This window comes from Alkalihalobacillus sp. TS-13, assembly GCF_019720915.1.
Taxonomy (GTDB): Bacteria; Bacillota; Bacilli; order Bacillales; family Fictibacillaceae; genus Pseudalkalibacillus.
The window spans coordinates 1493146-1506222 of record NZ_JAHKSI010000001.1 but is presented as its reverse complement, the minus strand read 5'-3'; the positions used below and the strand labels follow the sequence as shown (position 1 = coordinate 1506222).

At 39.5% G+C, this 13077-nt stretch carries 15 protein-coding genes; 12 read left to right on the top strand and 3 right to left on the bottom strand.

Features of this window, described 5'->3' with window-relative positions; translation table 11 throughout:
- The first annotated feature begins 20 nt into the window (after window positions 1-20).
- The 4 genes from KOL94_RS07530 to KOL94_RS07515 all read left to right on the top strand — a co-directional run bounded on the left by KOL94_RS07530 (window position 21) and on the right by KOL94_RS07515 (window position 3291).
- Window positions 21-518 carry an NUDIX hydrolase gene (locus KOL94_RS07530; RefSeq protein ID WP_221565365.1) on the top strand — a complete coding sequence of 166 codons (498 nt, stop codon included), beginning with the start codon at window positions 21-23 and terminating at the stop codon, window positions 516-518.
- A 195-nt stretch (window positions 519-713) separates the two neighbouring features.
- On the top strand, window positions 714-1700 hold the full coding sequence (locus tag KOL94_RS07525) for a glycerophosphodiester phosphodiesterase family protein (RefSeq protein WP_221565364.1): 987 nt from the start codon (window positions 714-716) through the stop codon (window positions 1698-1700).
- Window positions 1701-1855: 155 nt separating this feature from the next.
- Window positions 1856-2281 (top strand): DUF3888 domain-containing protein, encoded by a 426-nt coding sequence (locus tag KOL94_RS07520; protein WP_260412241.1) that lies wholly within the window; start codon window positions 1856-1858, stop codon window positions 2279-2281.
- A gap of 92 nt (window positions 2282-2373) precedes the next feature.
- The gene (locus tag KOL94_RS07515) at window positions 2374-3291 is read left to right on the top strand and encodes a VanW family protein (protein WP_221565362.1); all 918 of its coding nucleotides are present in this window, start codon (window positions 2374-2376) and stop codon (window positions 3289-3291) included.
- 784 nt (window positions 3292-4075) lie between these two features.
- Here the strand turns inward: KOL94_RS07515 and KOL94_RS07510 are convergent.
- Complete coding sequence (locus tag KOL94_RS07510) at window positions 4076-4945, bottom strand: dimethylarginine dimethylaminohydrolase family protein (protein ID WP_221565360.1); 870 nt, start codon at window positions 4943-4945, stop codon at window positions 4076-4078.
- A 246-nt stretch (window positions 4946-5191) separates the two neighbouring features.
- Here KOL94_RS07510 and KOL94_RS07505 point away from each other — a divergent pair, with 246 nt between their 5' ends.
- The 6 genes from KOL94_RS07505 (at window position 5192) to KOL94_RS07480 (ending at window position 10187) form a co-directional block, all read left to right on the top strand.
- Window positions 5192-5590 carry a GntR family transcriptional regulator gene (locus KOL94_RS07505; protein WP_221565359.1) on the top strand — a complete coding sequence of 133 codons (399 nt, stop codon included), beginning with the start codon at window positions 5192-5194 and terminating at the stop codon, window positions 5588-5590.
- Window positions 5574-6473 (top strand): ABC transporter ATP-binding protein, encoded by a 900-nt coding sequence (locus KOL94_RS07500; RefSeq protein WP_221565357.1) that lies wholly within the window; start codon window positions 5574-5576, stop codon window positions 6471-6473. The genes KOL94_RS07505 and KOL94_RS07500 overlap by 17 nt, the downstream gene beginning before the upstream one ends.
- Complete coding sequence (locus KOL94_RS07495) at window positions 6448-8439, top strand: DUF6449 domain-containing protein (protein ID WP_221565355.1); 1992 nt, start codon at window positions 6448-6450, stop codon at window positions 8437-8439. Before KOL94_RS07500 ends, KOL94_RS07495 begins: the two co-directional genes overlap by 26 nt.
- A gap of 17 nt (window positions 8440-8456) precedes the next feature.
- A complete protein-coding gene (locus KOL94_RS07490; protein WP_221565353.1) occupies window positions 8457-9002 on the top strand; it encodes an RNA polymerase sigma factor in 546 nt (181 codons plus the stop codon).
- Between the two features lie 444 nt (window positions 9003-9446).
- Window positions 9447-9794: a DUF3990 domain-containing protein gene (locus KOL94_RS07485; RefSeq protein ID WP_221565351.1), complete on the top strand. Its 348-nt coding sequence runs from the start codon at window positions 9447-9449 to the stop codon at window positions 9792-9794.
- Window positions 9795-10004: 210 nt separating this feature from the next.
- The gene (locus KOL94_RS07480) at window positions 10005-10187 is read left to right on the top strand and encodes a putative holin-like toxin (protein ID WP_221565349.1); all 183 of its coding nucleotides are present in this window, start codon (window positions 10005-10007) and stop codon (window positions 10185-10187) included.
- A 194-nt stretch (window positions 10188-10381) separates the two neighbouring features.
- Here the strand turns inward: KOL94_RS07480 and KOL94_RS25755 are convergent, their stop codons facing one another.
- Together KOL94_RS25755 and KOL94_RS07470 are read right to left on the bottom strand one after the other, a co-directional pair.
- Window positions 10382-10990 carry an MFS transporter gene (locus tag KOL94_RS25755; RefSeq protein ID WP_221565347.1) on the bottom strand — a complete coding sequence of 203 codons (609 nt, stop codon included), beginning with the start codon at window positions 10988-10990 and terminating at the stop codon, window positions 10382-10384.
- 23 nt (window positions 10991-11013) lie between these two features.
- Window positions 11014-11454 (bottom strand): MFS transporter, encoded by a 441-nt coding sequence (locus KOL94_RS07470; RefSeq protein ID WP_221565345.1) that lies wholly within the window; start codon window positions 11452-11454, stop codon window positions 11014-11016.
- A 275-nt stretch (window positions 11455-11729) separates the two neighbouring features.
- On the opposite strand from KOL94_RS07470, the gene KOL94_RS07465 reads away from it, so the two are divergent.
- Both KOL94_RS07465 and KOL94_RS07460 read left to right on the top strand, forming a co-directional pair.
- Complete coding sequence (locus KOL94_RS07465) at window positions 11730-12392, top strand: TVP38/TMEM64 family protein (RefSeq protein ID WP_221565344.1); 663 nt, start codon at window positions 11730-11732, stop codon at window positions 12390-12392.
- Between the two features lie 22 nt (window positions 12393-12414).
- Window positions 12415-13074, top strand: coding sequence for a haloacid dehalogenase type II (locus KOL94_RS07460; protein ID WP_221565342.1), 660 nt, complete (start codon window positions 12415-12417; stop codon window positions 13072-13074).
- Window positions 13075-13077 lie beyond the last annotated feature (3 nt).

Here is a 13077-nt window from a genome sequence, read left to right as displayed (position 1 = left end):
CTACAAAGGGGGAAAAAGTAGTGTATGTGAATGCCCGAGCCATTATAGAAAGGAAAAGGGGATCGGAAATAGAAATCTTAGTCCAAATGAGAGATAAACCGAATCAGCCAAGAGCATTAGAATTACCAGGTGGAAGGATCGAAGAGTATGAATCCATTGAAGATGCGCTGCATAGAGAGGTATTCGAAGAAACGGGATTGAAAATTAAGGAGATCAAACAAGGGACGAATCAAAAGGTTTATTCTAATAATGGTACGACAATTGAAGGGTTAACCCCATTTTTTGTTTATCAGACGATTCAAGGCCCTGTAGACTCAATAGGTTTTATTTTCAGATGTGAAGTGGAAGAAGGGGAATTAACTGCTAATGATGAAGCTTCAGGACATCAATGGAAGTGTATTGGTGATGTACAGCGGTTATTTGAAAAAGCACCCGATTCATTCGATTTCTTAACCCAGGGGTTATTGAACTATTATCTTGAATGGATTAAACTCAATTGCAACAAGATCAAGATATAATACTTTTGGTGCTACGGATGCGAAGGTAAGATCAAAGCGCCTTCAAGGCGGTACGGTGTATCTGAATTTGCTGGTAAGCTGCAGCCTACATTACTAGCTTTGATTCAAATGAAATTGCTGAGGAACGAAACTGGCAGCATAAACATATTGGAATATTATCGAAACAGTGAAGTGTTTTTGTTGGGGGATACATAAATGAAGTTTAAGAAAATATTGAAGTGGAGTGGGATCATCATTGTTTTATTGGCAATTTTCATGTACCTGAATAATAGCTCGTTTTTTACCAAAGAACGAAATGGTGATCCACTTCTCTTAGCGCATCGGGGACTCAGTCAAACCTTCAGTATGGAAGGAATCAAAGGTGATACATGTACGGCCGAACGGATTCATGAACCGGATCATCCTTACCTGGAAAATACGATTCCATCCATGGAAGCAGCGTTCGATGCCGGAGCAGATATGGTGGAATTTGATATAAGGCCAACAAAGGATGACCAATTCGCGGTTTTCCATGATTGGACATTGGATTGTCGAACGAATGCAACAGGAGAGCCGAAAGAGTATACGATGGACGAATTGAAAATGTTTGATATTGGTTATGGTTATACAGCAGATGAGGGTAAGACATATCCATTCCGGGGTAAAGGAATCGGCTTGATGCCATCTTTGAGTGAGGTCCTTTCGCATTTTCCCGATGAGTCGTTTTTAATTCATATTAAGAGCAACGATCCAGAAGAAGGAGTTCAACTGGCACAACATCTCTCAAATCTTTCAGAGAATCAACAGAGTCAGATCACGGTATATGGAGGGGATGAACCGATTGCAGCACTCAAGGATCAACTTCCTGACACCAGGGTCATGTCAAAAACTACATTGAAGAGTTGTCTGATTCCTTATATCGCTGTGGGGTGGACAGGACATGTTCCAAAGGCGTGTCACCAAACTCAGGTTCATATTCCAGAAAAAATCGCACCATGGTTATGGGGATGGCCAGATAAGTTCTTAAACCGGCTTGAAGCAGTCGATACTCGAGTCATTGTGGTCGCTGGTGATGGAAGTTGGTCGGAAGGCTTTGATACAGTGGAGGATTTGGAGCGGTTACCCGAAGGCTATAGCGGCGGAATATGGACGAACAGAATCGATAAGATTGCACCGGTGTTCCATCATAAAAAATTCAAGTAACTTCAATTAGGAGGCGCGTTTCCAGAACGCCCCCTTTTTTGTATTGTCAACTTGGTTAACCACACAAATAATTGAGAGAGAATTAGGCAACCTAAAAACATCCCTGTTCAGAAAGGTTTTCGTTCGAAATGAAGAAAAAATTTTTTGTGGTGTTCATGTTGTTCCTTGTAATGTCTTTTATTACACCTTCTTATGCAAAAAATACCGTCGAATTTCCTGAAGAAGATTCAACAGAGCTGCAGTATCAGGATATGATCATGTTGTTTCTAGGACCGCACATTGATCAAGCTATTTCGGATCACTATTCATTTTATTTGAAAAAGGACCCGATCGTTTACCCATACCAGATTGAAGTTAAGAAAGTAAATCGGATCAATGAATTTCGCGAATTTCATTTTGTCATCATATTAGAAGTCACTCCGGTGGTCGGTCCCCACATCACTGTCGGAAAAGATAAATTGGTTTTTGAAGTTGCTCCCACAATACCGAAAAAAGTTAAACTCCTAAAGTTCGAACATTTAGAAACACACGAACTCCCTCCAGTTTGGATGCATCTACTCAGGAAAAAACCAAGCTTGTAAAACTGGAATCGAGAAACTGACACATTCTTTCATCATCGTTACATGAAAGGGTGCTCCCACGAACATACTAATGGCGGGAGGTAATGCTTGCTATGATACATATATGGATGGCTGCTCTTTTGTTAGTGGCTCAACTTGGTGAACAGCCTGAAAGCCTGACGTTGACACAACAAGAAGAGACCATTACTACCGTTGAGCGTGAAAATTTTTCGATACGAATACCGGATACACGTATACTTGATGTTGAAAAATACAATAAATTCATCAAAGAACTTGACCAACAGGTTTATCAGGCTCCTGTCAATGCCAGGCTAGATGATTTTGGTAATATAAAACCTGGACAAGTAGGCTATAAGCTAGATCGGCAGATGTTCAAGGACCAGTTTTTCGATTATTACTATGGACATGGCGCCTCTAAGGTAGAAGTTCCAGAGATGGATATTTATCCGAAGGTGGATAGTGAATTGCTTGCTCATATCAGGGTACAGCAGATTGGCCAGTATGTAACGTATTTCAATTCAAACAATGAAAACCGTACGCATAATATTTCTCTTGCCGCAGAAGCAATCGATAATACAGTCATTTTCCCTGGTGAGACGTTTTCTTTTAACAAAGTGGTCGGCAGGAGAACTGAGAAAAAAGGATATATGCCAGCCCCTGTCATCGTAAGAGGGGAAGTGTCAGAAGGGATTGGAGGAGGGATTTGCCAGGTGTCATCAACATTGTTCAATGCGGTTGACCGAGCAGGCCTCCAAATCATTGAACGATACTCTCATAGTAAGCGTGTCCCATACGTACCGCCTGGTCGGGATGCGACAGTAAGCTGGTATGGCGCTGACTTTCAATTTCTCAATAAATATAACCAGCCGATATTGATCCGGGCTAAGCGGTATGGAGGAAGCATGATCGTAAAACTCTATTCCTCCGAGGTCATCAACTTTGAATCCCGGAAAGTTCCAAAAGCTTCATCTGATTTACCTGAAGAAATCAAAATAAAAAATGATAATTGACACTATGATAAAACGGGACTGGACCGTTCAGTAATCCCGTTTTTTTTTTTGCAGACTTTTTAAACAACAATTATGCTTACCCTTATTTTTTAGCTCTGGTAAACGACTTTGTTGATTTAAACGAAATTTGCGATACTCCCGCGGGAAAGCACGCCAAGCGAGACGCCACTGTTTTTAAAAGGATCTCCGACTATAATAAGGGCCTTCGACTAAATTCCACCACGTCCTGCGCCTGCGGTTACTCGGCGCAAAACTGCAAAAAGGATGGAATAAAAGTCTGTGGTCCTGTGGTGAACGTCGAAGCCAAGCAGAAGGAAAGCTTCTGAGAATTCTCATCGCAGACACGAAAATGATTTCATTTTTGTGTTGACATCCTGTGCAAGTGAGGAGGCTCGTGGATTAAGAGCTGGTGCATGGAAGTAATGTCCAGCTCAGCGACCAGTCACTTGGATCACTTCAAACTTCCTGCGGCGGCAACACATTCATTGCCATCCTTATGAGGGAGCCCACGCAGAACCAAGTCTTTGTTTGGTTCGAGCCTTCTCGTCAGTCTTCCAGTGACCTACGTAACTAAGCAAGTCGCTTCCGTTTTTCGTTTGCCCGAGGAAAGGGAGTAAATTCCGTAGAAATCAACAAAAATTACAGACCCTGAAAATAATAACAACAGTTATAAGCACTTTCGGAAAGTCTTGGGTTTGATCAAGTCTGTACACATCCATTTAAAATTTTTTAACGAAGCAAAAAGGTGTCTATCTTTCCTGTACAATGTCAAAGAAACCTCTTTTTATTTTTTCTGCGCTCTATTTTCTCTTAGAATCGGCAACGTACAGCAGCGAAAGGAACCTCCTGATTTGATAATTTCAGAAATATCGACTTCGATTACTTCGAAACCTTTTTGCCTCAATTGCGCATTAACTTCTGTATTGATCGGCAGGCTGATAATTTTTTTGTGTCCTATTGATAAAACGTTCGTTCCAAGTGTAAATTGTTCTTCTTCTGATACTTCAATCAATTCATAACGTGAAGAAAAGAGCTCGAGTTCTTTTTTATCCAAGGCAGGTGGAAAGACCAATGCGACTTCAGGAGAAACGACATTGAATACACAGTCTAAATGTAAATATTTCTCATTGAAAGGGATTCCCATCACCTTGCAGGTCGTTAAAATACTCTGTAGATGATCCACAGCCTTTTGGTCTGTACGATAACTTAAACCGATATAAATCGTATCCTGGTCGATGATCACATCCCCGCCTTCTATTTTTTCCTCAGAAAGATTGAAATACGACATTTCTTCATCATCAAGCCATTGTTTTACAATCCCTACCTCTCCTTTACGTACATCACTCCCCATTTTAGAGATAAAAACGGTTTGACCTAGAGTAAAGCCGATATCTCGTGTAAACACCTGTTCAGGGAATTTCTCATGATAAGGAAGCAGGATCACCTCAGCCCCGTTATCCCTGAGTATTTTGATGAAGTGGTTATGTTGTTCCACTGCCAGATCGATATTTATTCCCTCGTTTTTGAACTGTTTTTGAGTTTCATTGATGATCTCGCGGATCGTCATATAATGTGGTTCGCACAAAATGACTCTCTTCAATTCATCGTATTCACTGTTACAGTAAGTTTTATGGTTGTTTTGATGCGCTTCCATATGTAAACCTCCTAGGTAGCTAATCACACTCTACAGATAGTATGGACAGATCCTTGAGCAAGTATTTGAGTTCAATTTTCTTTTCTATCCCTTAGCAGATTCATTTCCTTTCCTCGGGTTATTTTGCAAATTTCTTCTTCTCATTATGGAAATATTCGTATATAATAAAAACTGTACTAATAATAATAATACAGTTAGTACGGTTAATACAGTTCATACAGTTCGAGTCCAGATGGGAGGGTGGCCATGTTTGATCTCGATGTTCGAAGTCGTAAACCAATTTACGAGCAATTAGTCGATAAATTTAAAGTACTTATTATCAATGATGCCATGAAAACAGATGAACAGCTTCCGTCTGTCAGAGTGCTTGCCCAACAATTGACGATCAATCCGAACACGATTCAAAAGGCGTACCGGGAATTAGAATCACAAGGATATATATATTCGATCAAAGGAAAAGGCAGCTTTGTCAGTGAGACTGAACATGCTGTTAACTCAGAAAAACTAGCGAAGGTAAAGGCAGAATTCAAAGAACTCGTCTCAGAGGCACTTTACCTTGGTATGACAGCAGAAGAACTACGAAATTACATTACAGAAATAGAGAAATCGATAGGGGGAGGGGAACAAGATGATTCGGGTCAATGATGTAGCGAAGAAGCTAGATGACGTCGAGGCATTATCAGACGTTTCCTTTACAGTCAAGAAGGGATCCATTTATGGGTTGTTAGGTTCAAATGGAGCAGGTAAGACAACGCTGCTAAGGATCCTAGCCGGGGTATTAAGAGAGAGTTCTGGAAGTATCACAATCAATAATGAACCTGTTTTCGAGAATACGAAAATGAAAGACAGGATGATTTTCATTCCTGATACGCTGTATTTCTTTTCGCAATACACAATCCAGCAAATGGCGAATTTCTATAAGAGCATGTATTCGAATTGGAATGAAGAAAGGTATCAGCAAATGAAGGAAGTCTTTGAGATCGATGTAAATAAAAAGATCCATAAGTTTTCAAAAGGGATGCAGCGGCAGGTGGCGTTTTGGATATCGCTCTCTACAATGCCTGATGTGTTGATTTTGGATGAACCGATTGATGGACTTGATCCAGTCATGAGGAAAAAGGTGAAGAATCTGATATTACAAGACGTAGCAGAACGTGAAATGACAGTATTGATTTCTTCTCATAACTTGAGAGAAATTGAAGACATTTGTGATCACATCGGGATCTTACATAAAGGAAAGCTTTTACTGGAAAAAGAACTCGATGTATTGAAGTCGGACATTCATAAAATCCAGATCGCCTTTAAGCAAGAAGTTCCAAATGAGCTGTTTGAAGGTGTGGAATTATTGTACAAAGAAGAACGCGGAAGTGTCATGCTCTGTATTGTCAGAGGGCAAGCAGGTGAAGTTACGGAGCATTTTGAACGATCCAATCCGGTTGTTTTTGACTTGTTGCCGCTCACACTGGAGGAAATCTTCATATACGAAATGGGGGATGTTGGCTATGCAATCAAAAACGTCCTTGATTAATAAAGAGATGTGGATCCAAAGCTTTCGTAGTGTGGGGTGGATAGCACTCATTTATCTGATGGGTCTATTACTTGCTCTTCCAATGCAAATATTGATGATTTGGAGCAGTGAAGATCCTTCAAGTCAATTTAACTATTATGATAGTCTGTTTTCTTTTAACGGTGAGATCCAACTCTTATTAGTGTTTTCTGTGCCTGTCCTGTTGGCGATCTTCCTATTCAGATATTTACAAGTAAAAAATGCGTCAGATTTCATGCATAGTTTGCCTATAAAGAGATCAAACCTTTATAACAATTATACTTTGCTGGGTGTCATCTATTTAATGCTCCCTGTACTCATTACAGGAATAGTACTGATGATAATGAATGGAACGATGAATCTGGAAAACTTCTATTCAATGAGAGACATATGGGTATGGATGGGACTGCTTTTCGTAATCACGGTATTACTATTCATTGCGGGAATATTCATCGGATCAATGACCGGGTTATCCGCGGTGCAAGGAGTGCTTACCTATATCCTATTGCTGTTACCAGTCGGAATTACCATCTTGATAGTGATGAACATGGCGTATTTCTTATATGGATTTTCAGCAAATTATTATATGAGCAGTCAAATGAACAAATATTCACCGATTACAGCATTTGCAACTTATATTATTGATCATGATAGAGAAATTTTCACTTGGACAGAAGTTGCTCTCTATCTTGTTATGACTCTTGTGCTATATATAGCAGGCTTAAAACTTTATGAAAAAAGAAATCTGGAAGGCGTATCCCAGGCGTTTGTCTTTCATCCTTTAAAACCATTCTTCAAATATAGTGTGACGCTTTGCGTAATGTTGTTAGGCGGTATGTACTTCAGCGAGACACAGCACTCATTCGCCTGGTTGCTCGTTGGTTATGCCCTGGGAAGTATTTTCGGGTACTTGATTGCAGAAATGCTTTTACAAAAAACGTGGCGGGTTTTCACCCATTTGAAAGGCTATTTTATCTTTGCTGTAATCGTAGCCGTGTCAATTATCGCATTTCGTTTTGATTTGACCGGTTACGAAAATAAAGTGCCCGAACTGAAGGAAGTTGATGAGGTCTTCATAGGTAACGGCGCATGGAACTTTCAACACAAGGATGAACCCGATTCATTTGATGGTCCAGAATATTATAATCCAACATTGGCCAGTAAAGATAATATCCAATCAGTAATAAACTTCCATGAGTATCTTATCGACAATAAAAAGTCATATTTACCTTCTTATCATAATACACGAACATTCTTCATTGCCTATGAAATGAAGAATGGAGAAGAGTTGATCAGGGAATACCGTGTACCGGTCACAGAAGAACTAATGAACTATTTGAAACCGGTCTATGAAGCCAATGAATATAAAGAAAAGACGAACCGGATATTCCATATTTCCAGTGAAGATGTTACGAGAATTACGGTAGAATCCCAAAAAGGAGAAGTGATCATACATGAGCCGGAAAAAATCGAAACTGCACTGGAAGCATTGAAGTTCGATGTAAAAGAGGCTCCTTATGATGGCGAGAGAGACAAGAGCCCGTTTGAACCTTCTATCAGAATCCACCTTTCAAGTGGAGAGCATAATGAAGTTTATTTGGAATTTGAATCATCATTCGAGAGATTCGAAAAATGGATGAAAACAGAGAGTCTCTCAAATAAAGTTTTAACAACACTAGAAGATATCGAATATGCAGTAATCGCACCATCGGAGAACATCGCCTTCAACGACCAAGAAATGGGAGTAGCAAAACAGGTTACTCAATTATCAGATGCGTGGAAGATTACTAAGAAGAGTGAGATTCAAGAGAGTATTAAGGCTTCCACATGGGGAAATCCAAATAATAAATATTTCATTGTTTTCAAATACAAAGATACTGATCAAATGGAACTGCTCAGTTTTCCTAATCATAATATCCCTGATTTTGTAAAAGAACATTTTGAATAAAGGTGAGGTGATAAAAGATGGAGGCAATACACCTTCAAGAACAGAATCAAGATATTGATTTAAATCTTATATATGAAACATTCAGGCATAAAGTATTTAAGGTTGCAGTGATGATCACCCATGACAGATATCTTGCAGAAGATATCGTTCAAGAGACTTTCATCAAGGCATTCAAGAAAATCGATTCGATATTGGATATTGATAAAATCGGTTCGTGGCTTTCGACCATCGCCTCACGGACAGCGATTGACCTCATCCGTAAAGAAAAGAGATCCGGCGCAATCCTGGTAGAGGATGTCATTTATACAGCTAACGAATACAACCAGGAAAAGAATGATGTTGAACAAATCGTCGAAGGTCTATGGATGGAAAAAGAAATCGAACACGAAGTAAGTGCACTAAAACCGGTTTTGCGTGAAGTTTTTTTACTTAAATATGATGATGGATTGAAAGAAGAAGAGATTTCTGATCGGTTACAGCTCCCATTAGGAACTGTGAAATCACGCCTATACCGGGCAAGGCAGCAAATCAAATGTGGATTAAATAAACAAATTAGTTCCTAATATAGAGAACGCTCCTTTTTGCCGGGGGCGTTTTTCTCTTGTGCTTCATGGAGTCTTCATAAGACACTTCAAGCGCGAAAAACCGAAAGGAAGTGTTTTATGACATTATTAATCGCCCGACAGTGTCAAACTAGGTTTTAGGTATTCAAAGAGATGCCAGGATACGGTTTTGCATAACGCAAAACGAGGTGTACACAAAAGAACATGGCTCGCGCGATTCTTTCTACGGCAACAAAAAGGACACTTTAGAATGCAGGGGATGCTACATTCTAAGTGTCCTTCCATGATAACTTTTAAGGGGGTTGTGCTAATAAGTTTCGGGTTTTCAGATTTTCATGTGGGGGTCTTATTCATAATTATTTTTTAACGGAAGAAAAGTCCATATTATACCTTTCCTCATATGATATTAAAGTTTTCAAATAACAATCTATGAGGTATTTATTGATGGAGAAGAGTGTTAGCACTGTATACTATGGAACAACCTTATTTGCTGCTAATATCATTAAATCATATGGGATCTGGATCGATATCCAAAGTAGACTGACAGACTTCGGAAAGGGGTTTTATGTCACATTCAATAACTACCAGGCATTAAAATGGGCAAGAGTGAAAGCACATCAGGTACAGATTCCACACCATGTCCTAGAAAGACTCGGTATCACTGTGAAAGAGTATATTCACCATCCATATTCGCGTATCCCTGCCATTATGAAGTTTCAAATCGATACAAATTTATTGAAATCTTTAAGTGGTATCATTTTCCCTTCAACTAACCATCCTTTATGGCCATAATCTCAGCGTGTAGTTCTTGTCTTTCAGTGGTATATTCTCCATCTTTCATATGGCTTGATTTTGTGTTTTTCGGCATTTTCCCAATAAAGCAGAGGTTATCGATTTCAGCACCATTATATTGCTTGCCTCCATATACTACATATATAAACCTTAATCGGATCAGATTCTACTTGGAAGGAAATTTAGCTCAAATTGACGATGAGGAAAATGATGGAATCGTGGTATAATAGTAAGAGTGCGATAGAGGATACTCGAAGGAGAAAGGCTGATCCCCGTCACAAGCAGTCAAGGAAGGGGGTGCAGCCATTGACAGCGTTCGAAGCGATCAGTCTGATGATCACATTTGGATTGTTAATCGTGACGTTGTTGTCTTTTCCTGATAAAAGGAAATAACCACCCTTGAGCTTGGCGACATTAGGGTGGTCATCCATCTGAAAAGCCTTCCCCCTTTGAGGGGAATCTATTGTGCTATCTCTCCGCAGGTGCTGCAACACCTGCGGTTTTTATTAGTATATGTTGTCCTATCATTAGAATACCATAGTTTTACATAATCGTAACCTAATATACGCTTCTTTCAGAGTATATGGTCACTCACCAGGATTGTGTACGACTTTTTTCTGTTTTTTTATGCAAAGATACGTCCTAAATACGCTTGCTCGATTTTTTCTTGTAGAAGAATTTGAAGCATCATCACAATCAGTGTAAGGATGAATCCAAACGAATAGGTAAATAGGAAAATAAATGATTACTGGAATCGACCAAAAACCTATGATCATTAACCAGATACATAAGGTGAATCCACTTCCCCTCGTTAAAGCCAAAATATCCAAACGATCATGAAATTTTAGAATACAGAAGGATGAAGAAATACCGCCGAGAGCAAAAACGGAAAGTAGCAATCCTAAATAATTGAACGTAGCTCCGTGTATCAAGCTGCTCAATTCTAGAACCAATACGTCGAAAACCTTCCCCATCCATGCAACAGGGAAGAGAAGGAGCAACAACACACGGATATTTTGTCTTGAAAATAAAAATTTCAATCCACTTTTAATCATTGAAAACGGAGAAGATTGATGCTGTACCTGGTCTTTTTTAATATGGAAGTCTACTTGTAAAAGTATGAAGAAGCTTATGAAAAAGGTAAGTGCGTCTAATAAAAATAATATATGTATCGATTGATGGGCAGACCAGAACAAAAGTCCGCCAAGAAGAGGTCCGATTATAATTGAAAACTGGCTGAGAATAGAACTGCACCTGATTTTTTCAAGGGAGTCGGATAAGAAATTTGTTTGAAAGATGCTTTGACAGCAGGATCATAGAGTCGGTGTACAGCTTGAGTGGAAAAAGCAAGTAAAGGTAACAGCCAGAACTGGTTGTCCGTAGTTAAGAAAAAGAAGCTCAGCGTTAACATCCCGGAAATCAAATCTGTCGTCAAGATTATTCTTTTCCGATTGTATCTGTCGGTAACGAGTCCACCGATCGGAATCAATAAAATACTCGCAATTCCTCTGATTAACCATAATAGACCTACTGAAGATAAGGCGCTGGAAAAAAGGTAAGCTGCTACGGATTGGGCGAAAAAAGAAAAATAATTTCCTATGGAAAAAATCAATCTGACCGAAAAAGAAAAGGAGTAAGTTATTATTCTGCCAGACTTCATTAATCATCCACATTCCCCTCTCTAAATAATACATCCTAATTTTAGATGGGATTAAATGTAAAATACAGTCTGTTTTTTGTGGATAATTCAGGTTATACTTAAAGTAGATAAGAAAATATTTTTATCACGTCTTACTCATTCGAGTAGGGCTTTTTTATGTTTGAAAGGGATGAAAATATATACGTTTCATTGGACATAATTTAAGGGAAACGTTTTTATTAAGACGAAGTGGATCTGTTAAGGTAATATAAGATCCTGACAAAAGAGGGCAGAACATGGACAAACAGAAATGGATACGTAAGATTGTAATCATCATTATTTTAGTAGGGTTATTTATCTGGTTGAATCAAGCTTTCTTAGAAATTCCCCCAAGGGAAATTCGGGATTGGGTGATGGTGTTTGGCTGGATAGCACCCGGGATATACCTGCTCATGTTCACAGTACGTCCCCTCGTCTTGTTTCCGGCTTCTTTATTAGCGATTGTGGGTGGTCTTGCGTTCGGTTTCTGGTTTGGGGTGTTTCTAACAATCATCGGAGCGTGTTTAGGAGCGATCCTATCGTTCCTGGCGATACGGAAGTTAGGGATTACATTCGGGAGGATACCGGATTCCGAAAAATACGAAACCTTACGACAACAAATAGACAAGAAAGGTTTCATCATCTTATTGGTTTTGCGTCTGCTACCATTTTTACATTTTGAACTGGTTACATATCTAAGTGCAGTATCGACTATTCGTTTTTCACATTATTTATTTGCGACCTTATTGGGGCTGGTCCCGGGAGCCTTGATTTATTGCGGCATCGGAAGCAGTACGTATTCTGGGGGGAATGAATTGATCATAATATCGATTGCTTCCCTGGTGGTCCTCACAGCTTTGCCAATCCTGTTCAGGAAAAAGCTTTCACGAATGTTAGCCGTCCGACTTGATCAGAAATAAATATGAACACGGGGTGAATTTGATGAACCGTAATACGAAAGCGATCGTGTTTGATGTTTATGGAACACTGTTTGATGTGCATTCAGTGATAGAAGAGTGCGATACCCACTTTCCGCAAAAAGGAGAAGTACTCAGCAAGGTGTGGAGACAAAAACAGCTTGAATATTCTTTCCTTCGAGGATTGATGGGAAATTATCGTACCTTTTGGTCAATAACAAAAGATGCGTTAAGATATGCTTGTAAGAGTAAAGGTGTGGAACTGAGCGGATCAATTGAAAAATCATTATTATCAGCATATCTGCAGTTGAAACCGTATCCGGAAGTGGAAGAGGTACTTGAAAGGTTGGGAGATTTTCAGTTAGCTGTTTTTTCGAATGGTTCAGAGGATATGCTTCATCCATTGATTGAACACAATCGTCTGCAGTCCCATTTTTCCAATTTGATTTCGGTGAATGGAATCAAGCGGTTCAAACCACATCCGGATTCATATCTGTATGCATTGGAACAACTAGGTGTTGAGCGGCACGAAGTCTTGTTTTTGTCTTCAAACACATGGGATGTAGCAGGAGCAAAAACATTCGGCTTCAAAGTCGCCTGGGTCAACCGCACTGGCAGTACTATGGATGAACTTGGCGTTGAGCCGGATCAAGTCTTACAGGATCTAACTGAATTAATGGATTAAGGA